The organism is Glutamicibacter sp. NPDC087673, assembly GCF_044743255.1.
In the GTDB taxonomy this organism is placed as follows: domain Bacteria; phylum Actinomycetota; class Actinomycetes; order Actinomycetales; family Micrococcaceae; genus Glutamicibacter.
Genome location: NZ_JBIUWB010000002.1, coordinates 349,291 through 368,932 on the forward strand (window position 1 = coordinate 349,291; position 19,642 = coordinate 368,932).

Genomic DNA, 19,642 nt, shown 5'->3' on the forward strand with positions numbered 1-19,642 from the left:
AACTTGCATGCACTTCGTAGACTAGAGGTATGGCTACTTCCACTTCCACTACGGTCTCGCTGTCAATGCCTCGGATCCCGCGGGTGCGCCGCACCCCGGCCGAGATTGCAGCTGCCTCCCCAACGGTCACCGAGCGCAAGGTCCTGCTGGCCGCTCCTCGCGGCTACTGCGCAGGCGTGGACCGGGCAGTGGTTGCCGTTGAAAAGGCGCTGGAGCACTACGGTCCTCCGGTGTACGTGCGCAAGCAGATCGTGCACAACCTGCACGTGGTCTCCGAGCTGGAATCCCGCGGAGCGATTTTCGTCGAGGAGAACGAGGAAGTGCCCGAGGGCGCCCTAGTGGTCTTCTCCGCCCACGGCGTCTCCCCGGCCGTGGTGCAGTCCGCGGCGGACCGCAACCTGCAGACCATCGATGCCACCTGCCCGCTGGTCACCAAGGTGCACCGCGAAGCCGTGCGCTTCGCCAAGAACGACTACGAGATCCTGCTGATCGGCCACGAAGGCCATGAAGAGGTCGAGGGCACCTACGGCGAAGCCCCGGAGGTCACCACCATCGTGAACAACCCCGAGGAAGCCGACACCGTCCAGGTGAAGAACCCGGACAAGCTGATCTGGCTCTCGCAGACCACCCTGAGCGTGGACGAGACCATGGAAACCGTGCGCCGGCTGCGCGAGCGCTTCCCGAACCTGCAGGATCCACCCAGCGATGACATCTGCTACGCAACCACCAACCGCCAGGCCGCGATCAAGAACATTGCGCCGCAGTCGGATCTGGTGATCGTGGTCGGTTCGGCGAACTCCTCGAACTCGGTGCGCCTGGTCGAGGTGGCACTGGACCACGGGGCAAAGGCTTCCTACCGCGTGGACTTCGCCAACGAAGTGGACGAGGCCTGGTTCGAGGGCGTCTCCACCGTCGGCGTGACCTCCGGTGCCTCGGTGCCAGAGGTGCTGGTCCGCGAAGTCGTGGCGCTGCTGGCAGAGTACGGCTTCACCGACGTTTCCGAGGTCACCACCGCGCAGGAAGACATCATCTTCTCGCTGCCCAAGGAAATCCGCGGAAAGCTCAAGGAAGCCGGGGACGAGGAACGTGCCCTGGGCGGACACGCCCGCCCGCAGGCCTGATTTCTCCATAAGAATTCAAGCGCCAGTACACCATTGCGCGCTCATCACTAGTAAAAGGTAGAATTTCCTCCCGTGGCTCTTACTATCGGAATCGTCGGACTGCCAAACGTCGGCAAGTCCACCATGTTCAACGCGCTGACCCGTGCCCAGGTGCTGGCAGCCAACTACCCGTTCGCAACCATCGAACCCAATGTGGGTGTCGTGCCGTTGCCTGACTCGCGGCTGAAGGTGCTCGCCGGAATCTTCAATTCCGAGCGCATCCTGCCTGCGACCGTCTCCTTCGTGGATATCGCCGGCATCGTCAAGGGCGCTTCGGAAGGCGAAGGCCTGGGCAATAAGTTCCTGGCGACAATCCGCGAAGCTGATGCGATCTGCCAGGTCACCCGCGCATTCGTGAATGACGACGTGATACATGTGAACGGCAAGGTGGACCCGGCCTCGGATATCGAGACCATCGCTACCGAGCTGATCCTCGCGGACCTGCAGACCATCGAGAACCAGCTGCCTCGCCTGGAAAAGGAACTGCGCACCAAGAAGATCGAGAAGTCGTTCCTGGACGCAGTGCTCAACGCGCAGAAGGTGCTCGAAGAAGGCATCACCTTGTTCGCCGCCGCGAAGACCAAGGGCGTGGACCTTGAAGAGCTCGCGCCGATGCAGCTGATGACCACCAAGCCATTCATCTACGTGTTCAACACCGATGAGGCTGGCCTGGCCGATACCGAGATGCAGGCCAAGCTCTCCGAGCTGGTTGCCCCTGCCGAGGCGATCTTCCTGGATGCCCAGTTCGAATCCGAACTGGCTGAACTGGAAGAAGACGAAGCGGCCGAAATGATGGAAGATGCCGGCATCGTCGAGTCCGGCCTGGGCAAGCTGGCCCGCGTCGGCTTCGACACCCTGGGCCTGCAGACCTACCTGACCGCTGGCCCGAAGGAAACCCGCGCATGGACCATCGCCAAGGGCGCCACCGCGCCTGAGGCAGCCGGTGTCATCCACACCGACTTCCAGCGCGGCTTCATCAAGGCCGAGGTCATCGGCTTCGAAGACCTCGTTGCCGCTGGTTCGGTGGCTAATGCCAAGTCTGCGGGCAAGGCCCGCATCGAAGGCAAGGAATACATCATGAAGGACGGCGACGTCGTGGAGTTCCGCTTCAACGTGTAGTCGCGTTCCGCTTCAATGTCCCGCTCGAGTGCCCGGATCTCCCTGTGGAGATCCGGGCACTTGATCTATGTGCGACCAGCAGGCGAGTCGCCGTGCCAGGGACTAGCGAAATGTTCGGCTGATCGCGCTGCCGGTCTGGAACAGGGTGATCCACACCAGGAACTTCTGGACTGGACGCAGCGGCCATGCGACAAGTCCTCGCCACCCTTGGCGTCGCGACCAGGACCTGCTGATCCGCAGCTGTGTGCCACCGGTCGCGTTCGCCAAGGTGAATTCAGCCAGAATCGAATTACCCTGCGCGACGTCGGGATAGCCAAAGCTCCATGCGATCCTGTCCGGTTGGTGAATTGCGATGAGCTCAACACTGCGTCGACGAAACTGAGGCTTGATCTTCACAGGTTTGCCGTCTGGATAGATTGCGGGTGCCGTGCCCTCCCAGACCGTACCCGGCATCGCTTCTTGACCGGTCTGGTCGAGGGTGCCGATGCTCGGTTCCCACTCGGGGATACGTGCGGGATCTGTGAGGAACGCCCACACTTCGTCCAGTGGTGCGGATACGAAAGTCTCAATCGTTCCCGTGGTCCGCCCCTTCACTTTCGTTGCAAAGGGCATGGACTTCATAGAGGGCGAGTCGGCCCGATCGAGGCGTTCGATGAGCGCATCGGATGTTGTGCCAAGGCGGCCGAGGATATCCGTGATCAGGCCGCTGGGCTCTCCGACGAGTTCCCGGAGAACGGCGGCAGCGTCGCCCGACTTGCCTTTGCTGCTGGATTTCGCGATGAGGTCCCGAGCGGGACGAGTCCACTCGTACCCATCCGTCTCATGGAACACGATGCGCCCGGCCTCGGGGAACGACGCCTCGATGCCGAGTGAAGCCAGCTGTGCATCACGTTGGTCCTCGACGGCGAGACGGGCGCTGTCAATGTCGATACCCAGCTCGCGCAGTGCGCGGCCGGCAGACTGGTCGTTGATGACCAATGCGAGGAACAGGTGGTCGATGTCGGCTTCGCGGAGCCCGAGCCGGGATGCTTCCTCCATGGCGGCCAGGGAAAGCGATTGGCTGGTCTGAGCGGCGCGGACGAGTTTGTTCATCTGTTCCTCCTGGGTGTCGAGATCGCGGGGTCAATTCTTTTGGAGTGCTTCTTGTGGGCAGCTTGTCGCGTCACTCCGAGCGCGTCGGCGATCTCCTGCCAACTCATGCCCGAACGCAACGCGGCCTCGACCTGCCGAAGTTCCAAGGTGTCCGCAAGCACGCGCAAGGACGCTACGGCCCGCAATCCTGCTTTCGGGTCGCTGGTATCGGCTGCTACTGTTGCGATCCGCGGAGACTCCATGTCGTCAACCTATGTTGCTAAGTGGCCGGATGTCAACCTGGGTTGCCTATTTGCTCGGCGAGTTTGGTGTTCGCAGGGCCAAGAGAGGGTCGACGCTTCGGGGATTCGCCGGGTACTGAGAGGTTGGTAAGAGCGGCGACGTGGTGGAGTTTAGATTTTCGAACTAGAGTGCGGACTTGAGGACAGCCCAGAAGCGCGCTTCCGGGCCTGTCGAGCCCGGACGCTCTTCAAGCATCAGCCTGAGCGCGGTTGAGCCCCATGGAGACATACGCGGAGAACCCCGCTCGCTTCGCGAACTTGATGCGTCGCCGCTGTGTCTCGGTGAAGCCGAGCTTGGCGTACAGCCCGAGGGCGGGGGTGTTGGTGTCCTTGATGTCGCGCAGCACGAACTTGTCGGAGGGCAGTTCCAGGAGCCGGCGCATCAGCGCAGTGGCTACGCCTTTGCCCTGATGCTGCGGCGCTGTCGTGACGAACGCAATCTCCGTCAGACCGGTGCGGGCACCGTCATAGGCCCCCATGAATCGACTGCGGATGATCCGATAGCTGATCATGCCGTGTATTGGACCGAGCACGCGCTGGAGCTCGCGCCGATCCGGCTCGAAGCACTCCTGCTCGCCTTCGGTGACGACCGCGACCGCGGCGGGCTCGCCGTCGACGAGCGCGACGTGGAAGCGCTCCAGGATGAGCATCGGGGCGAACGCGTCGGCAAGCACACCGGGGTCCTTGGAGAAGAACGCGAAATCCTCGGCGAACCCTTGCGTGAGAACTTCAGCGATCCTGTGCCGATACCCCTCACCCAGTTCGTCTGCGCGCGCGACTTCGATCTTCATCGGGGTCCTCCTGTGAACATTCGTAGGATCAGCTCGACATCGGGCTCCGCAAATCCCTCCCGAAGAGCAACGTGCATCGTCGTTATACCGGCAAGCATGGCGAAGTAGTGAGAAGTCATTCGGGTTGGGTCTCCCGCGGTGATTTGGCCTGCGGCCTGGCCTCGACTGATGAGCAAGGCGAAGGCCCGCCAGAGCGTCCCCTGCGTTGCGGCCAGTCGCGCCGCAGTCCCCTCAGGAGTGTCCGTCGAGAAGCCCTGGTTGATCACCATGTAGAACTCGGCCGCGCCGTTGTTCGCTGCGAGGTCTGCCACGTATACCTCGGTGAAGGATCGGATCATGGAGAGCGGATCCCCTTCGGTCGAGAGCTGAACGGCGACAGCCTCGAGCCCGCGTGAGGCCTGATCGATTAGTTCATCGAACAGTCCTTCCTTGCTCGCATAGTGCCGGTAGATCGACCCAGTGCTGATTCCCGCCTCGACGGCGATCTGACGCATGTTCGTGGCCGCGAAACCACGGTGCGCGAAGACCCGGACGGCGGCCGTCTCCACAGCAGCGCGTGTGGCTGAACGCAACGCTTCATTCTGTTCCGTTGTCCGCGGCACGAAGATCCTTTCAATGAATTTCTGTTCATTTTATGCTTCGATCGCAGACGGCACAACTCTGTGCTCTTCCTGGGCTGGTGCCCGCGAGGTGCCAGGTGGTCGGTGGATTGATTCGTGGCACCGGTTCGGCACCCAGCGGTTGGTAGTGCCGGAACTCGGTGGAGTTCCGCTTCAACGTGCAATTCTCATGTCTCAATCGCCCTCGATTTCTTTTGGAGCCGGGGGTGATTTTTTGCCTCGTGCCATTGATTCATCACGAAGTGGCGCCGGAAGGAAAGCTCCTCCACATTAGCGATGCCGTTCAAGGTGCATGGGCCTTTTCCCTTATGGGGCAACGCCGCAAGCAGGCTGAGGAACCAGGCCCCGCGTTGCGGCGATTTAACCGACGGTCTGGGAGCCGGATCCGCGCGGCAATCCGGACGAACTCCGCCCTGCGCTCTAGAGCTCTTACTTGGGTGGAGCCCGGAAGCGCGATTAGGGACCTGTTGAGTTCATGGGCACTCAAGTATCGGCCTGAGCTCCCTGCGGCCACTGCCCGCGGCGCGCAAGGAGCTGCCCTGCCGATCATGCCCCGCAGAGGACGGGATTCTCCGGCACCTTGTGCGTGCGGAAGTCAGGCGCGATCCATCGCGTCGATGTATCGCGTCAGCGCGTCGCGGTTCTGCTGGAGCAGGACGATGCGCTCGGCCAGCTTGTCGCGCTGTTCGACGAGCATCGCGCGCAGTTCGGGATCGGGATCGGCAACTATCGTGCTGCCAACGTCGTTCAGGCACGGGAGCATGTCGCGGATGATCCGGCTGGGGACCCCTGAGTCGAGCAGCCTGCGGATTTTCAGCACGCGCTCCACGAGATATTCGTCGTAATCGCGGTACCCGTTCTCCAGCCGCAGCGGCGTGATGAGTCCCTGCTCCTCGTAGTACCGGAGCATGCGCGTGGGCACCCCAGTTCGATTGGCCAGCTCGCCGATCCGCATTCCAGTTCTCCTTCACATCCATGTCAAGGATACGGGTCGGAACCGCCTCCCGGCCACGGCAGCTCTCCGCGAATCCGCCCGCAGGCTGCGCAGTCTGCCATGGTGCCAGAGTCCGCGGACCTGCAGGCACGGTAATTTGACCTTTACATGGATGTCAATGTTCGATGATGGTTCCATGAACAAGGAACAACGCAAGATGATTCTCGGCTTGGCGCTGACTGACGGCTACGGCACCCTGCCCGGTGCCTGGCGCGCACCGCACGTCGACCCCGGAAACTACTCGAAGGTCGAGGCGAACATTCGCTACGCCCAAGCCGCCGAGCGCGGTGGCTTCTCGTTCGTATTCACGCCCGACTTCCCGGCCGTGCGGGGCAGCCTCGAGCATTCGACCGTCAGCAACATCATGGATCCGCTCATGGAGGCGGCCGCGATCTCGCAAGCGACGAACAGCATCGGTTTCGTGCTCACGGGGTCCACGACGTTCCAGGAACCGTTCAACACGGCCCGGCAGTTCAAGACGCTGGACATCATGAGCCGTGGCCGCGCCGGCTGGAACGCCGTCACGACGAGCGACCAGCTCGTCGCGTCGAACTACGGCAAGCCCGTCGCGGACCGGGCCGAGCGATACCAGCGCGCCCATGAATCGATCCAGATCGTGCAGTCGCTCTGGGGCAGCTGGGAGATGGATGCCTGGATCAAGGACCAGGAATCGGGCCGCTTCATCGACCCCGCGAAGCTGCAGCCGATCAACCTCAGCGGCGAGTACGTCGCATCCCGCGGGCCGCTCGCGTTGCCGCCGTCGGAGCAAGGCCAGCCCGTCGTCTTCACCTCGGGAGGACCGAGCCCGCATCTGCTCGAGCTGGCGGGGCGCTATGCGAGCGGCTTCATCACGGAGGTGTGGACGATCGACGAGGCTCGCGCTACGCGCAGGGCGCTGCGCCGGGCCGCCGAGGAAGCTGGCCGCAACCCTGATGACGTGAAGTTCATCGTCGGCATCATGACCACAGTGTCCCCAACGGTGCGTGAAGGGCTCGACCGGCGCCTGTCGATGTCAGGCGAGGTCATGGAGGCGCGCCTGCCGCACCTCAGCGCGATGATCGGTGTCCCGATCCTGTCCGAGCGCATCGACAAGCCGCTCACGCCCGAGCAGCTGGCCAGCGCTCACGCCTCGCCGCAGGACCCGCGCTCCGGGATCGCGCTCAAGGTGGCGCGCGAGGGGTGGTCGCCGCGCGACATCCTCGCGCACGGCGTGATCGACTACCATCCCGTGACCGTGGGGCCGGGAAGGGTGCACGCTGATCACCTGCAGGAATGGTTCGAGGCCGGTGCCGCCGACGGCTTCTGGCTGTCGCCCGATGTCTATGAGGACGGGGTTGACGCGTTCGTCGACGAGGTCGTGCCGATCCTGCGCGAACGCGGCCTCTATCCCGAGGACTACGTGGGCTCCACATTGCGCGAGAACCTCGGCGTCCCCGGCCAGTACGGACTCGGCGAATGGCTGAAGTGATCACGCCTGATCGGATGCCTGCGAACTCGCTCGTGCTGGTGCCGCTGGTCGCGCCGCTCGTCTGATTGCGGGTCGCAAGAGCAGAGGTTGGCCTGTGCCGGAGCCTCGTGGAGTCCAAGGATAATGTATAGTCGCGTTCCACGCTGACTACTGGATGAGCTGCGCCAGACAGAGGGCAGGATCCGCGCATTGGTGCGGGACACGGGCAAGGGAAATATGGCAGGAGACAGGAATCCATATCGCACGCATACCCCTGATACTTGAAGCAGTTACCGGAATCCAAAAGGAGGCCTGTCTTTGACGCGAGCAGACGATTCGAGCGAAGCACCGATACTTGAAACTGCGCTGGAGATTGTTGCGCACGCAGAACTGGCAGAACAAGATGCCGCGGAGCTTCGCAGACTGTTCGATGCCGAGTACCTGCGGGATGCCGGCATCTGGGATCCGGATCTGCCATATGGCTATGCCCCGCATGATTTCCACATCATGGCCCGGTGCAAAGGCGAGGTTGTCGGCCATGTCGGGTGGGCGCGACGCACGATCGGTGTGGGAGGCCGCGGCCTTGTCGTTGCAGGTGTGGGTGGAGTGCTGGTTTCCGAGCGCGCGCGGGGCCGCGGCCTAGGCGGGATCCTGATGAATCTCATGGCTTCGTCGATGGTTGATGCCGGCGGGATTGCGTTCGGCTATCTCGGTTGCCGCGAGGAGGTGGCCGCTTTCTACAGCTCGTGCGGATGGACTCGGATTTCCGCTGCCGAGCGTTCGATTAGCCGTGGAGGCCACGCAATTTACGACCCGCCGGGCCAACCTCTGCTTATTTTGCCCATCGAGTCCCAGCTTGCTTCCTGGCCAGAAGGTGAAGTCGACCTTCGCGGGCGGGCGTGGTGACGCCCAAGCGGTATCCTGCGCAGGATATGACCGGGCTTGGCGATAGCCCGGGCTATTTTTCACGGTCGATGTTGTCTATCCCCACAGCTCAACATACCGTTGGAAGAAATAGGACCGAGCGCTAGGGAAGTGGAGGCAGATCGAATGAGGAAACTTCCCAAGGTAGCCTGGCTACGAGTCTCGGTGTACCTTGGCATCTCGATTTTGGGGCTGGCCTTGTTCCTTGCGTGCTATTGCATGATTTCCGGCCGGTCGCTCGCCGAGGCTCTTGGCAGCTTCTGGATCGCGATAGCAATTGCTCTTGCTACATCCGCTATCACTGCGGTACGCGACCAAAGGCAAGACACTGAAACCGAGTATTCCGAGCCGGAACTATAGCCCCTGCCTTTCGGCTGGTTCAGTTGGAAGGCTTAGTTGCGATGCCGTCGAGCCACAGAACATCTGATTCGTCATTGTGCTTGCCTCCGGATCCAACGTGCTTGCTAGCGATAGTCGGTCCCTTTTGAATGACATGGACCATCGCCATGCCGTGGCCCCGGCCCAGCTGGTAGTCCTCCTTGAGCCATGCCAGAATCTCTGCTGCTTTGACCCCTTCTTGGCTAAGGCCTTTCTCACGGGCGATCTCGATCAACTGGCGAGCAGTGAGCCCGGTCTTCATTTCTATGGTGTCCAGATAGGCTTGAAATGACATGGAGAAACCTCTCGAAGGCATGAATAGGTGCCTCGAATACTAGACCTAATCCCACGCCGCGCATAGAAGTAGTAGCCGGAGGATGCCACGCGGCCAGCGCACGAGAACCACGGTGTGCTCCACGACTGGCATCCTTGCGGCCTTCCGCGTCTAATCGCCACCAGTGATGGCGCCCTGATCAGCAGCAACCAGGCTGGTTGAAATGACCCGCAGGCAAGTAAAGTCGCATGCCTCGGGACAGTGGAGAACGGCTGCCCGCAAGTGCTGAAGCCTAGTTCCGTCCGCTGAATTCCAACGTGTAATTCTCCGCCGTTGGCAGGTGCCCGGGATCGTCTTCAAACGGCATGTAATCGACTGAATGCAGGTATCCGGCAACAACCCAGAGATCCAGATGCCCCAGCTCCTTGCCATCTTTTGAAACGAGAACAGTGGAGAATGGGCCACCACCATGCCGGACGCTTTGGCAATCGAGCTTGCTTGTGAAGGAAATCGAGAAGCACTCGCATTCTTTGAACTGGTAGCCGCCCCAACGCGCAAACTTCAGTTGCTGTCGAGCCTTTGCTGATTCAGCATCTGTGCCGCTGCAGAGCAAGGCCAGCAGCTCTAGTTCAGCAGGTCGAAGTTCTCCGCCTGGGACTCGCTTAGGTCGGTTATCCATGGGGACAGCCTATATTGCCCTGTGACTAGGAATTGCATCGCTACGTTCCTAGAGCAGCAGCATCGAAGAAGCTACCTCGGAGATCGCCGAAGACGGAATGGCAGTTGAAGCGTTTTCAAGGACGAGCAAGGAAGCGTTCGGGATTTCTTCGGCTAGCACTATGCCGTTGCCGACGGGGAAAAACGTATCCTTTGCACCGTGAACCACCAAGGTGGGGATATCGAGCTCGGACAGCCGCTCGCGCCAGCGCGGAGTGCAGTCCAGCTTGGAAAAGACGATCCCGATCTGGTTTGCCAGATGGGCTTCGGGCTCTGCGCTGGCCGTACGGTCCCAGATGCGGGAGGCCAAGTCCATGGCGACTTCTGGATCATTGCCTAGAATTTGCGAACCCTCGGCGGAGAATTGGGCAACGGCCGCGCGGTCTGCCCAATCCGGCATAGGGCGGGAAAACAGCTTGCCCATGGTTGCCTGGTCATGATCTGGCAAATCTTTGTCTACCGGACCGGGAGCTACTGGTCGTGTGCCTATCAGTGTCAGGGCGCCAAATGATTCGGGATGATCCAGCGCCGCAATCTGAGCGATCATGCCGCTGACTCCGATACCGGCTACATGCGCTGGACGGTTATCCAGTAATCTGGCCAGCGCTGCGGCATCCGAGGCCAGATCGCGCAGGTTGTAATCGGGTTTCATCGGGTTCCCGGCCGTTGATTCACCGCAATCCCGCAGGTCGTAGCGAACCACATGGCGCCCGCCAGCGGCCAGGGCCTGGCACAGGGCATCTGGCCAAGCAAGCATGGTGGTTCCGCCGATGAGGAGAACCAATGGATCACTTTTGTTGCCGAAGGATTCGGCACCGAGCTCCACACCGTTGGCTTCAACCGTTCCCATGCGCGACCTGCCTTTGCTATCAGAATCCTAGGATGGCTTGCGTGCCGCCTTGGGGTCAATAGGAATCGGAGTTCTAGAAGAGCGGCCAGGGCACGGCGGGCATCTGCCCCCTATGAGCAGGGAAGTGCCCTTCGCTGCGCAGGGTAGCGCAGCGCTCGGCGAGCGCCGCGATTTCTTCATCGGCTAGCAGCTTGGACAGTTCTTGGCCAAGTTCTGCGTCCAGGGCTTCGCTGACCGTCCGGAGGCCGGCCAGTTCTTCTTCGTCCAGTGGTTGGCCAACCCAACCCCAAAGCACGGTGCGCAGCTTGTGCTCTGCGTTGAAGCAGAGCCCGTGATCGACTCCGTAGCGGTGGCCACCTGGCATGGCTAGAACGTGGTCGCCCTTGCGGTCTGCGTTGTTGACCAGTGCATCGAAGACCGCCATGCGCCGCAGCGCAGGTGTATCCTCGTGGATCAACGTCATCTGCCGCCCCGATTCATCCTGCCCATGCAGAATGGTCTTCCTACCGCCAGCTGGCACCATGTCCGCGGCTACGATGTCTACTGGGTGCTGTCCTCGATCAACTTCTTGCCATAGCTGCACCATGCCTTCGCCAAACTGCCCTTCGCGCAGCCAAGTGCGCGGGACGAGGTTCCAGCCCAGGGCTTCAGATACGAGGAAGGCGGCAACTTCGCGGTATGCGAGGGTGCCATGGGGAAAATCCCAGAGGGGTTTCTCGCCAGCAATGGGCTTGTAGACCACGCTGTTCTCGCCGATGCTGCCCAGGAAAGTTGCATTGGAGGCGGTGGTGATGCGGCCGGTGAGTTCCAGCTGCGCGGTCAGCAGATCGGGAGAGCTCATTCGCCGTTCTCATCTTTGCAAGTGTGCCCATCCGGATCAATCGGATAACCGCAGTTGGCGCACATAGGCCGCCCAGCAGCCACGATCTCGTGGGTGCGCATGGCGAAAGCGCGTGCAGTGCCTACGGGCATGCGCACGCGCAGCAGCGCGCCCGGTCCATCTGGATCAAAGTCGGCTTCATCTTCTTCGTTCAAGGAGAACGCTTCCAGAACTACCTGCGCTACGGTGGCATCCCATCCGAGATTCATGGAACCCACCCGGAAGGACTCGTTGACTTCTTCCAGCGGATCGTTGTCAACCAGTTCCACCGGAGTATGTTCGGGAACGCTGAAGGGGTTGCCCTTGACGGTGGAGAGCTGATCGAGAATCTCGTCAATCATCTCGGCAACCACCGCGGCTTGCTGTTTTTCCAAGGCGATGCTGGACAGTTCCTTGCCGGCTCTTGCCTGGAGGTAGAAGGTGCGGGACCCGGGCTCGCCGATGGTGCCAATGACAATGCGGTCTGGCCAATTGAATTCGTTGACTGTTGCCGTCATTTCGCTCTCCTTAGTGTCCTGCTCCGCCGCCGACTGGGGCGTCGGTTGTCTTGAGTCCTGGGGCTAGCCAGGAGAGGTCTCCGGCGTCGGTGTTGATGGAATACACGCGAGGCGCACCGGTCCCGTAGTGCACAATTGATGCGGAAGCCGGGCCCACATTCAGTCGCTGGAACAGATCCAAATGCATTCCCAGCGCGTCAGCCAGTACCGACTTGATGATATCGCCATGGCTGAAGGCCGCCCACACCGCTCCGGCACCATGCTCGGCCTCGATGGCCGCGTCATGGCGCCTGATGGCTGCTACTGCCCGGGATTGCATTCCGGCCATGGATTCGCCATCCGGGAAGGTCACCGAGGACGGAGCTGACTGCACTGCTTTCCATAGGTCTTCGGCGGCCAAGTCCTGCAGCGTGCGGCCTTGCCACTGGCCGTAGTCGCATTCCGAGAGTTCGGGTTCAATCAGCAATTGCTCCGCTGGGCTTTGCCGTTGCATGGCGAACTCCGCCGTCTGCACACAGCGTTCCAGCGGGCTTGAGACAACGCCAGCCAAGGGGAGCGCTGCTAGGCGTTCGGCGGTACGAATCGCCTGTTCTTCGCCGGTTTGGTCGAGGAATACTGAGGGGGTGCGTCCGGCCAGTACGCCGGTGGCGTTGGCGGTAGTGCGTCCGTGCCGCACAAGGATTACTGTGGCCATGAACCCAGCCTAGTCATGGAGATGGTGGCAAGCGACTCCTGGGCTGAAAACAGGTCCGGGGCTTCGAAGAGCCCGGCAGGTTCTGGAGGTGCGGTACCTTCACCCGTTGCACCCTTGCTGCAACGCGAGGGCCAGGGCTGATCATTGGTTCGCCGAGCGAACGCTATGGCTCGATGAGCGCCGGGCGAGGTGTGAGTTCAGTCCTCATAACAGCGCCTTTGCTCGTACCGGCTCACGGCATCGGGGTACCATGAAAGTTGGCCAATTCGGGGCGGCAGCTCCCGGAAGTCCCTTGCAAATGACTCGTCGAAAGCGGCGACGCCATGATCCACCACTGGATGTGGTCTTATAAACGGAGTGATAATTCTTGTCTGGAGTCCTCCAGCAGCCAGCGTCAGAACAGCGGTCTGATTCCAAGACACGCACCATCTATGTCGACGGCGAGCATGCTGGCCGGCGGATCGAGAAGTTCCTCCGGGTCCAGCTCAAGACGGTGCCCGCCGGGCAGCTTTTCCGGCTGATGCGCAAAGGGCAACTGCGTGTCAACGGCAAGAAAGTCCAGGAAGGCTACCGGCTAGCCGTAAACGACCAGATCACGCTGCCGGCGCTATATGCAGAACAGGGCGTGGCACCAGCCTTCGATGTCCCGGCACCCTTGCTCAAGCGGCTACGCAACTGCGTCCTGCACGAAGACCAGGACGTCCTGGTGATTGACAAGCCTGCCGGCGTCGCCGTGCACCGGGGAACCGATGTTCCTGCGGGGGTTATCGAAGCTTTCCGCCAGTTGCGCCCCGAGCTGCCGGACCTGGAATTGAGCCACCGGCTGGATCGCGATACTTCCGGGCTGCTGGTGTTGGCGAAGACCCCGAGCATGCTGCGCTACCTGCATGAGATGTTTCGGGAGAGCGAAGAGGAGATAGAACGCCACTACCTTGCGCTCGTTGCCGGGCATTGGAGCTACAAGACCGAATCGATCCACTCGCCGCTGCTGCGCCGTGCCGACAAGGTCGTGGTTGATCCGAACGGGCAGCGAGCCGAAACCCATGTCACCGTGAAGCAGCGCGTAGGCCAGCGCGCCACCATTCTGGATGTGCAGCTGATGACCGGACGCAAGCACCAGATCCGGGTCCACCTGCAAAGCGAAGGCCATCCGATTGCAGGAGACGACCGGTATGGCTTCGCGAAGTTCAACCGCCGCGTCGAACAGCTTGGGGGTCGCGGGCTGTTCCTGCATGCGACTAAGCTGGTGATTCCCAAGCCCGATGGCCAGGAACTGGTGATCGAGGCACCCATGCCGCAGCGCTGGAAGCAGCTGCTGAAGGCGGGGCTATAGCCCAAGCAAGGCTGGCGGGAGGGGAAAAGATGGCTGAAGGACCCTGGAAGCACGTTGCCGAGGGAGTATTCCAGCGCAGATATGATCCGTTGGATATTACCGTGGGAGCGGTGCTCGGCGGGCAAGGCGTGGCGATCATCGATACCCGCAACAACGCACCCGAAGCACAAGAAATCCTTGACGAAGCCACAACGCAATTCGGACTGCCGATCGTTGCCGTGATCAACACCCACGCGCATTATGACCACACCTTCGGCAACCAGCTCTTTGCCCAGCGGGGAATCCCGATTTACGGCCATCACCGGATCCCCGCGCACTTCGAGCAGTTCGAGAAGCCCCGGCTTGAAATGGTGCAGCGCTCGCCGGAACTCGAACCTGAAATGATTTGGGGCGGTGTAACGCTGACGCCGCCTAGCCACTTGCTGGCCGAACCCTGCACGGCAAATCTAGGCGGACGGGAAGTTGAACTGATCCCGCTGGGTGCCGGGCATACCGACACCGACCTTGCGATCCATATTCCTGATGCCAAGGCATGGTTCCTTGGCGACATCATCGAGCAGTCTGGTCCACCGATGTTCGGCTCGGGCGCCTATCCGATGAAGTGGCCTGTGGTGCTCCAATCCCTGCTAGCGCGCATCCAGCCGGGAGACGTCATTGTTCCAGGCCATGGAGAGCCCGTCGACCGGGAATTCGTCGTTCGGCAAATGCACTGCTTCGAGCTGCTCGCCGCGACCCTGGGTTCGGCTCATGAGAAGGGTGCGGCAATCAAGGACATTGCGTTCCCTGCAGAGCTGCAAGAACTGTGGCCTGCCGATTTCCTTCTCGAAGCTGCCAAGGATGCCTACGCGCAGCTGCCGGGTAACGCGAAGGAACCAGGAAAGCGCGGCGATTGAAGCCGGCGCTCGAAAATGTCCTCATGGCCGGCACTCGACTGAGGGCAGCGGCGGAATGGGCGAAATGTCAGTATTCGTTCTTGATCACGAAGTACGAGCCGCGGATGGTCCCTGCAAGCTTGGACTTCTGGCGGGCGAACTTGAACTTCCCTTCCAGCTCGCTGGGCACAGCCATGCCATCGGAAAGCTTGAAGCCCACGGCGCGCTTCTCGCCGGGATCCAGGCCGTAGAGAACATTGATGGACAAGCCGGACGCGTAGAAGACGTAGGCGCGCTTGGCGCGATCCGCCTCGAACACAGCTGCCTGCAATGGCTTCGATGCGATGTGCAAGTCGCGTTCCTGCGCCAGAATCGTGTGCACCCAAGCTATGGCTTCCCTTGCGTCGTCTGCTTGCTCCACGGCAAAGTCGTGGTTGAACTTGTTCTTCAGATAGCGCGCTTCGTTGGCGCGCAAGCCTGCCAGCGCGTCAGCAACAGGCGAAGTCTCAAGACCGTGGGTGGATACGTCTTTGAAATCGACAAGGTATGGCATGGGCATCCCTTCGGGCGTTGGCCCCGTGGATTCGGTAATTCGTTGTTATCGTACTCCGCGAAGCTAGCCGAAGGCACTGAATCCGGTCAGGTCCCTGCCGAGGATCAATGCCTGCACAGACTCGGTTCCCTCATAGGTATGCAAGGCTTCGATATCGCCGAAATGGCGAATCACGTGATTTTCCAGCAAGATTCCATTGCCGCCGAGCAGGTCGCGGGCGGTGGCTGCCACCCGGCGGGCAGCCCGGGTGTTGTGGTACTTCAGCAGCGAAGCTTGCGTGTCTTTCAACCGGCCGGCAGCCTGGGCGCCGGCCACGGCCACGCACTGCAACTGCATATTGGTGATTTCGGCGAGCATTTGCGCCAGCCGTTCCTGCACCATCTGGTGCGCGCCCAGGGGTTTGCCGAACTGCGTGCGCTGCTTGGCGTACTGCAGGGCCGCTTCGAAGACGAACTGGGCATGGCCTAGCGCCGACCAGCCAACATTCACCCGGGTTTCAACCAGTGCCCGCGAGACATCCTTGAATGCGCCGGCCCCGGTGAGCCTGGCGGATTCAGGAACGCGAACGTCCGTGAGCCGGATCTCTGCCTGTTCGATCGCGCGAAGCACGCCCTTGCCGCGCACAGGGGAAGCCTCGTAGCCAGGGGCCTGCTGGTCGAGAATGAACCCCTTGACCCGGGAGTCGGCGACGTCGCGTGCCCACACAATGGTGATGCCTCCGGCGGCTCCATTGCCGATCCATTTCTTATGGCCATTGATGATCCAGTGATCCCCGTCGCGCCGGGCATTGGAATCCAGGCCAACAGAGTCCGAGCCATGATGCGGCTCGCTGAGGGCGAAACCACCGAGCAGCTCACCGGAGGCCACGGGTTCCAGATACTTCTCCTGCTGTTCGGGGCTGCCGAAGAATTTCAGGCTGCGCAGCACCAGGCCGCCCTGCACCGCGGCGGCCGCGGCCATCGAACCGTCTGCGCGCGAAAGCTCCATGGCCACTAGGCCCGCGGCCAGCGGGGAGAAGTGGGCGTGGCCTGGAATCTCAAGACCGTCGGTGAACAAATCGAGTTCGCCCATGCGGCGAACCAGATCCAGCGGATAATGCGCGTTCTCCCAATGCTGGTTGATGCTGGGCAGGATCTCTACTCCGTAGTGCCGGGCGCGGGCCCAATGCTTGCGATCCTCGTCGGTGGCAGCATCGAAAGCGGATAGATAATCGATGTCCAAAGCCGAGGCCAGGTCGTAGGGTGCCCATGGGTCCCGGGTCAATGGGTGCCGCCCGAAGTCTTGTTGCGTTCGGCACGCAGCTGGCGCTTGAGCAATTTGCCCGATTGGTTGCGGGGCAGCTGTGCGGCAAAGTCCACCCGCTTGGGAACCTTGTAGTGCGCCAGCTTGGACTTGACGTGCTCGCGCACCTCTTCGGCGGTGAGCGTGGCGCCGGCCTTGAGCACAACGACCGCGGTCACCGCCTCGATCCAGCGTTCATCATCGATGCCCACCACCGCGACTTCCGCAATTTCGGGCAATTCGTAGATGCAGTCCTCCACTTCGCGCGGGGCTACCAGCACCCCACCGGTATTGATGACGTCCTTGATGCGATCCACCACCTGGATGTAGCCGCCCTGGTCCTTGACCACTTGGTCCCCGGAGCGGAACCAGCCGTCGGCAAATGCCTGCTCGGTTTCCGCCGGCTTGTTCCAGTAGCCGCTCATGACCTGTGCAGAACGGTATTGGATCTCTCCGGGCTCACCGGCATCGGCGAGCTTCCCCTCGGCGGTCATCACGCGCGCTTCGATGAAGAACACCGGGCGGCCGCAGGACGCGGGGCGTGCGTCGTGCTCCTCGGGGCGCAGCACCGTGCACAACGGGCCGAGCTCGGACTGGCCAAAGCAGTTGTAGAACCCGATCTGCGGATAGCGGTCGCGCAAGCGGGCCAGCACGGTTACCGGCATGATCGAGGCACCGTACTGCGCCTTGGCCAGCGAGCCCAGGTCGCGGGTGTCCAGATCCGGGTGATTGCTCAGAGGCACCCAGACGGTGGGCGCCAAGAACAGCGAGCCGATGCGTTCGGATTCGACGCGTTCCAGGATTTCGCCGATATCGGGTTTGGCGAGCAAGCGGATGCTGGCACCCAATGACAGATAGGGAAGCAGGAACACGTGCATGGCCGCCGAGTGGTAGAGCGGCATCGCGATCAGGGGCCGGTCCGTGCCCTCCAGATCCAGGGCGATAATGGCTGAGACGTACTGGGCCACCAGCGCCGAATGGGTCATCATTGCGCCCTTGGGTGCCGAGGTGGTTCCGGAGGTATAGAGCAGCTGGGCCAGATCCGTGCCGGCCACCGCAGCTCCAGGCGGCGCGGCCTCCACGCTTTCATCCATCGCCGTTTCCAGCACGCTGGTGCTGTTTCCGGTTCCGGGCAGCAGCGGCCAAACATCCTTGACTGCTGGCAGGCCGCCGGCATCGCGCAGTTCCTGGACCAGTTCGAGGCGGGACTCATCGGCGATGACCAGTGCGGCCCCGGAATCGTGCAGCAGGTAGCGCAACTCGTCGCCCCTGAGTGCGAAGTTCACCGGCACGTGGACCAACCCGGCACTGGCGCAGGCGAGGAACAAGATGGCATAGGCGTCGCTGTTCGCTGCATAGGCAGCAACGCGCGAACCGGCCGGCAGGCCTGCCTGCCGCAACCGGGCAGTCACCCGATTCACCCCGTCGGCCAGCTGGCTGTAGGTCCAGTTCCGTTCCCCGAAGGCCAGAGCATTGTCCGCGGGGCAGCGGGCCACCGAGCGGCGCAGCAGCGCGCCAATGGTGTTCTGGTCATCGGAATTCATCGCCGAGGTGGCTCGCAATGCACTCATGGTAGTTTCCTTTGCGGCGGGTGCGGGTAGCTAGAGGCGTTCGATGATGGTGACGTTGGCTTGGCCGCCGCCCTCGCACATGGTCTGCAGGCCGAAGCGGGTATCGCTGCGTTCCAGCTCATGGAGCAAGGAGGTCATCAGCCGTGCACCGGTGGCACCGATGGGGTGGCCCAGGGCGATGGCGCCGCCATTGACGTTGACCTTGGACATGTCGGCGCCGGTTTCCTGCTGCCAGGCAAGCACTACCGCGGCGAAGGCCTCGTTGATTTCAATGCGGTCCATGTCTTCGATGCCCATCCCGGCGCGTGCCAGGGCATGCTTGGTGGCGCGGATCGGGGCCGAAAGCATCATGACCGGGTCATCGCCTCGGGCCGAGATGTGGTGGATGCGGGCGCGGGGTTTCAGCCCATAGCGTTTGACCGCGGCCTCGGAAGCAATGAGCAGCATCGCGGCGCCGTCAGACATCTGCGATGCTGTGGCTGCCGTATGCGCGCCGCCTTCGGCAATCGGTGCCAATGACTGCATCTTGGCACGGTCCACGGGGCGTGGCCCCTCATCTGCAGCCAGGGAATCCAAAGCAAGGATCTCGCGGTCGAAGTATCCTTGCGCCTGGGCGTTCAATGCCCGCTCATGGGAGGCCGCAGCGAAGTCCTCTAGCTGGGTGCGGGTGAGGCTCCAGCGTTCTGCCATCATCTCTGCGCCGCGGAACTGCGAGATTTCCTGCTCGCCGTAGCGGGACGCCCACAGCGTGGAGCCGGTGTAGGGATCGGGGAAGCCGAAGTCCTTGGCGGCGGAGTTGGAATAGGACAGGGGAATGCTCGACATGGACTGGACGCCACCGGCAACCACGAGGTCGCTGCTTCCGCTCATGACTGCTTGGGCCGCGTAGGAGATCGCCTGCTGCCCGGAGCCGCACTGGCGTTCTACCGTTGTCCCGGGGACGTGTTCGGAAAGGCCGGCGGCCAACCATGCGTTGCGGGCGATGTCCATGGCCTGGGGTCCCAGCTGGTCGATGCAGCCGAGGATGATCTCGTCGTATTGCTCGGAATCAATGTTGTTGCGGTTCACCAGTTCGGCCAGCGGCGCGGCGGCGAGGTCCAGCGGATGCATATGCGCCAGAGACTTTCCCCGGCGTCCGACAGGTGTACGCAGCGCATCGATGATGTAGGCCTCGGGCATGGGCTCCTCCAGGAAGTTTTTGACAGGAAACGTCTGCTGAACCAACAATGCCCAATTCATCAACGGTTGTCTAGGTCACAATTGCCACGCTTGGCTTGGGAAAATGCCACTAGCTCCAAATTCGCTACCGATAGG

21 protein-coding genes are annotated in these 19,642 nt (G+C 61.9%); 6 read left to right on the top strand and 15 right to left on the bottom strand.

The annotated features are described in order from the left end of the window. The first annotated feature begins 29 nt into the window (after positions 1–29). Complete coding sequence (locus tag ACIOTL_RS06015; protein ID WP_105657584.1) at positions 30–1,121, top strand: 4-hydroxy-3-methylbut-2-enyl diphosphate reductase; 1,092 nt, start codon at positions 30–32, stop codon at positions 1,119–1,121. Between the two features lie 72 nt (positions 1,122–1,193). Further along, positions 1,194–2,279 (top strand): redox-regulated ATPase YchF, encoded by a 1,086-nt coding sequence (gene ychF / locus ACIOTL_RS06020; RefSeq protein WP_105657583.1) that lies wholly within the window; start codon positions 1,194–1,196, stop codon positions 2,277–2,279. A 102-nt stretch (positions 2,280–2,381) separates the two neighbouring features. Here ychF and ACIOTL_RS06025 read toward each other — a convergent pair whose 3' ends face one another. The 5 genes from ACIOTL_RS06025 to ACIOTL_RS06045 form a co-directional block, all read right to left on the bottom strand. After that, positions 2,382–3,371 carry a Clp protease N-terminal domain-containing protein gene (locus ACIOTL_RS06025; RefSeq protein ID WP_388022641.1) on the bottom strand — a complete coding sequence of 330 codons (990 nt, stop codon included), beginning with the start codon at positions 3,369–3,371 and terminating at the stop codon, positions 2,382–2,384. Further along, positions 3,368–3,613 (bottom strand): hypothetical protein, encoded by a 246-nt coding sequence (locus ACIOTL_RS06030; RefSeq protein ID WP_015771057.1) that lies wholly within the window; start codon positions 3,611–3,613, stop codon positions 3,368–3,370. The genes ACIOTL_RS06025 and ACIOTL_RS06030 overlap by 4 nt, the downstream gene beginning before the upstream one ends. 227 nt (positions 3,614–3,840) lie before the next feature. After that, positions 3,841–4,443, bottom strand: a complete 603-nt coding sequence (locus ACIOTL_RS06035) for a GNAT family N-acetyltransferase (RefSeq protein ID WP_332728461.1) — start codon at positions 4,441–4,443, stop codon at positions 3,841–3,843. Further along, entirely contained in the window at positions 4,440–5,015 is a 576-nt protein-coding gene (locus ACIOTL_RS06040; RefSeq protein WP_400342106.1) for a TetR/AcrR family transcriptional regulator, read from the bottom strand. Before ACIOTL_RS06040 ends, ACIOTL_RS06035 begins: the two co-directional genes overlap by 4 nt. A 643-nt stretch (positions 5,016–5,658) precedes the next feature. Next, the gene (locus tag ACIOTL_RS06045) at positions 5,659–6,018 is read right to left on the bottom strand and encodes a MerR family transcriptional regulator (protein WP_388022633.1); all 360 of its coding nucleotides are present in this window, start codon (positions 6,016–6,018) and stop codon (positions 5,659–5,661) included. A 175-nt stretch (positions 6,019–6,193) separates the two neighbouring features. On the opposite strand from ACIOTL_RS06045, the gene ACIOTL_RS06050 reads away from it, so the two are divergent. After that, positions 6,194–7,525: an NtaA/DmoA family FMN-dependent monooxygenase gene (locus ACIOTL_RS06050; RefSeq protein WP_400342109.1), complete on the top strand. Its 1,332-nt coding sequence runs from the start codon at positions 6,194–6,196 to the stop codon at positions 7,523–7,525. A 297-nt stretch (positions 7,526–7,822) separates the two neighbouring features. Continuing rightward, positions 7,823–8,410, top strand: coding sequence for a GNAT family N-acetyltransferase (locus ACIOTL_RS06055; protein WP_400342112.1), 588 nt, complete (start codon positions 7,823–7,825; stop codon positions 8,408–8,410). 397 nt (positions 8,411–8,807) lie between these two features. Here the strand turns inward: ACIOTL_RS06055 and ACIOTL_RS06060 are convergent, their stop codons facing one another. The 6 genes from ACIOTL_RS06060 to ACIOTL_RS06085 all read right to left on the bottom strand — a co-directional run bounded on the left by ACIOTL_RS06060 (position 8,808) and on the right by ACIOTL_RS06085 (position 12,718). Then, positions 8,808–9,101, bottom strand: coding sequence for a DUF4287 domain-containing protein (locus tag ACIOTL_RS06060; RefSeq protein WP_332489176.1), 294 nt, complete (start codon positions 9,099–9,101; stop codon positions 8,808–8,810). Positions 9,102–9,372: 271 nt separating this feature from the next. Beyond that, positions 9,373–9,759 (bottom strand): hypothetical protein, encoded by a 387-nt coding sequence (locus ACIOTL_RS06065; protein ID WP_400342113.1) that lies wholly within the window; start codon positions 9,757–9,759, stop codon positions 9,373–9,375. Between the two features lie 48 nt (positions 9,760–9,807). After that, entirely contained in the window at positions 9,808–10,647 is an 840-nt protein-coding gene (locus ACIOTL_RS06070; RefSeq protein WP_400342114.1) for an alpha/beta fold hydrolase, read from the bottom strand. Between the two features lie 73 nt (positions 10,648–10,720). Beyond that, positions 10,721–11,488 carry an SCO1664 family protein gene (locus ACIOTL_RS06075; protein WP_400342115.1) on the bottom strand — a complete coding sequence of 256 codons (768 nt, stop codon included), beginning with the start codon at positions 11,486–11,488 and terminating at the stop codon, positions 10,721–10,723. After that, on the bottom strand, positions 11,485–12,024 hold the full coding sequence (locus ACIOTL_RS06080) for a DUF3090 domain-containing protein (protein WP_133833662.1): 540 nt from the start codon (positions 12,022–12,024) through the stop codon (positions 11,485–11,487). Before ACIOTL_RS06080 ends, ACIOTL_RS06075 begins: the two co-directional genes overlap by 4 nt. A 10-nt stretch (positions 12,025–12,034) precedes the next feature. Next, positions 12,035–12,718 (bottom strand): MSMEG_4193 family putative phosphomutase, encoded by a 684-nt coding sequence (locus ACIOTL_RS06085; protein ID WP_400342117.1) that lies wholly within the window; start codon positions 12,716–12,718, stop codon positions 12,035–12,037. Between the two features lie 367 nt (positions 12,719–13,085). On the opposite strand from ACIOTL_RS06085, the gene ACIOTL_RS06090 reads away from it, so the two are divergent. Both ACIOTL_RS06090 and ACIOTL_RS06095 read left to right on the top strand, forming a co-directional pair. Then, entirely contained in the window at positions 13,086–14,051 is a 966-nt protein-coding gene (locus ACIOTL_RS06090) for an RluA family pseudouridine synthase (RefSeq protein WP_332489181.1), read from the top strand. A 29-nt stretch (positions 14,052–14,080) separates the two neighbouring features. After that, positions 14,081–14,944, top strand: coding sequence for an MBL fold metallo-hydrolase (locus ACIOTL_RS06095; RefSeq protein WP_400342119.1), 864 nt, complete (start codon positions 14,081–14,083; stop codon positions 14,942–14,944). A gap of 67 nt (positions 14,945–15,011) precedes the next feature. Here ACIOTL_RS06095 and ACIOTL_RS06100 read toward each other — a convergent pair whose 3' ends face one another. The 4 genes from ACIOTL_RS06100 to ACIOTL_RS06115 all read right to left on the bottom strand — a co-directional run bounded on the left by ACIOTL_RS06100 (position 15,012) and on the right by ACIOTL_RS06115 (position 19,507). Beyond that, a complete protein-coding gene (locus ACIOTL_RS06100) occupies positions 15,012–15,476 on the bottom strand; it encodes a phage tail protein (protein ID WP_400342120.1) in 465 nt (154 codons plus the stop codon). Between the two features lie 63 nt (positions 15,477–15,539). Next, entirely contained in the window at positions 15,540–16,739 is a 1,200-nt protein-coding gene (locus ACIOTL_RS06105) for an acyl-CoA dehydrogenase family protein (RefSeq protein ID WP_400342121.1), read from the bottom strand. After that, a complete protein-coding gene (locus ACIOTL_RS06110) occupies positions 16,736–18,328 on the bottom strand; it encodes a fatty acyl-CoA synthetase (RefSeq protein WP_400342123.1) in 1,593 nt (530 codons plus the stop codon). Before ACIOTL_RS06110 ends, ACIOTL_RS06105 begins: the two co-directional genes overlap by 4 nt. A gap of 30 nt (positions 18,329–18,358) precedes the next feature. Next, positions 18,359–19,507: an acetyl-CoA C-acetyltransferase gene (locus tag ACIOTL_RS06115; RefSeq protein ID WP_133833668.1), complete on the bottom strand. Its 1,149-nt coding sequence runs from the start codon at positions 19,505–19,507 to the stop codon at positions 18,359–18,361. Positions 19,508–19,642: the final 135 nt, after the last annotated feature.

What these genes read in the sequence shown, in the direction of transcription:
- ACIOTL_RS06015 (WP_105657584.1), top strand. Translation starts at nt 30, where the DNA reads ATGGCTACTTCCACTTCCACTACGGTCTCGCTGTCAATGCCTCGGATC.
- ACIOTL_RS06025 (WP_388022641.1), bottom strand. Translation starts at nt 3,371, where the DNA reads ATGAACAAACTCGTCCGCGCCGCTCAGACCAGCCAATCGCTTTCCCTG.
- ACIOTL_RS06030 (WP_015771057.1), bottom strand. Translation starts at nt 3,613, where the DNA reads ATGGAGTCTCCGCGGATCGCAACAGTAGCAGCCGATACCAGCGACCCG.
- ACIOTL_RS06035 (WP_332728461.1), bottom strand. Translation starts at nt 4,443, where the DNA reads ATGAAGATCGAAGTCGCGCGCGCAGACGAACTGGGTGAGGGGTATCGG.
- ACIOTL_RS06045 (WP_388022633.1), bottom strand. Translation starts at nt 6,018, where the DNA reads ATGCGGATCGGCGAGCTGGCCAATCGAACTGGGGTGCCCACGCGCATG.
- ACIOTL_RS06050 (WP_400342109.1), top strand. Translation starts at nt 6,194, where the DNA reads ATGAACAAGGAACAACGCAAGATGATTCTCGGCTTGGCGCTGACTGAC.
- ACIOTL_RS06060 (WP_332489176.1), bottom strand. Translation starts at nt 9,101, where the DNA reads ATGTCATTTCAAGCCTATCTGGACACCATAGAAATGAAGACCGGGCTC.
- ACIOTL_RS06065 (WP_400342113.1), bottom strand. Translation starts at nt 9,759, where the DNA reads ATGGATAACCGACCTAAGCGAGTCCCAGGCGGAGAACTTCGACCTGCT.
- ACIOTL_RS06070 (WP_400342114.1), bottom strand. Translation starts at nt 10,647, where the DNA reads ATGGGAACGGTTGAAGCCAACGGTGTGGAGCTCGGTGCCGAATCCTTC.
- ACIOTL_RS06075 (WP_400342115.1), bottom strand. Translation starts at nt 11,488, where the DNA reads ATGAGCTCTCCCGATCTGCTGACCGCGCAGCTGGAACTCACCGGCCGC.
- ACIOTL_RS06080 (WP_133833662.1), bottom strand. Translation starts at nt 12,024, where the DNA reads ATGACGGCAACAGTCAACGAATTCAATTGGCCAGACCGCATTGTCATT.
- ACIOTL_RS06085 (WP_400342117.1), bottom strand. Translation starts at nt 12,718, where the DNA reads ATGGCCACAGTAATCCTTGTGCGGCACGGACGCACTACCGCCAACGCC.
- ACIOTL_RS06095 (WP_400342119.1), top strand. Translation starts at nt 14,081, where the DNA reads ATGGCTGAAGGACCCTGGAAGCACGTTGCCGAGGGAGTATTCCAGCGC.
- ACIOTL_RS06100 (WP_400342120.1), bottom strand. Translation starts at nt 15,476, where the DNA reads ATGCCATACCTTGTCGATTTCAAAGACGTATCCACCCACGGTCTTGAG.
- ACIOTL_RS06110 (WP_400342123.1), bottom strand. Translation starts at nt 18,328, where the DNA reads ATGAGTGCATTGCGAGCCACCTCGGCGATGAATTCCGATGACCAGAAC.
- ACIOTL_RS06115 (WP_133833668.1), bottom strand. Translation starts at nt 19,507, where the DNA reads ATGCCCGAGGCCTACATCATCGATGCGCTGCGTACACCTGTCGGACGC.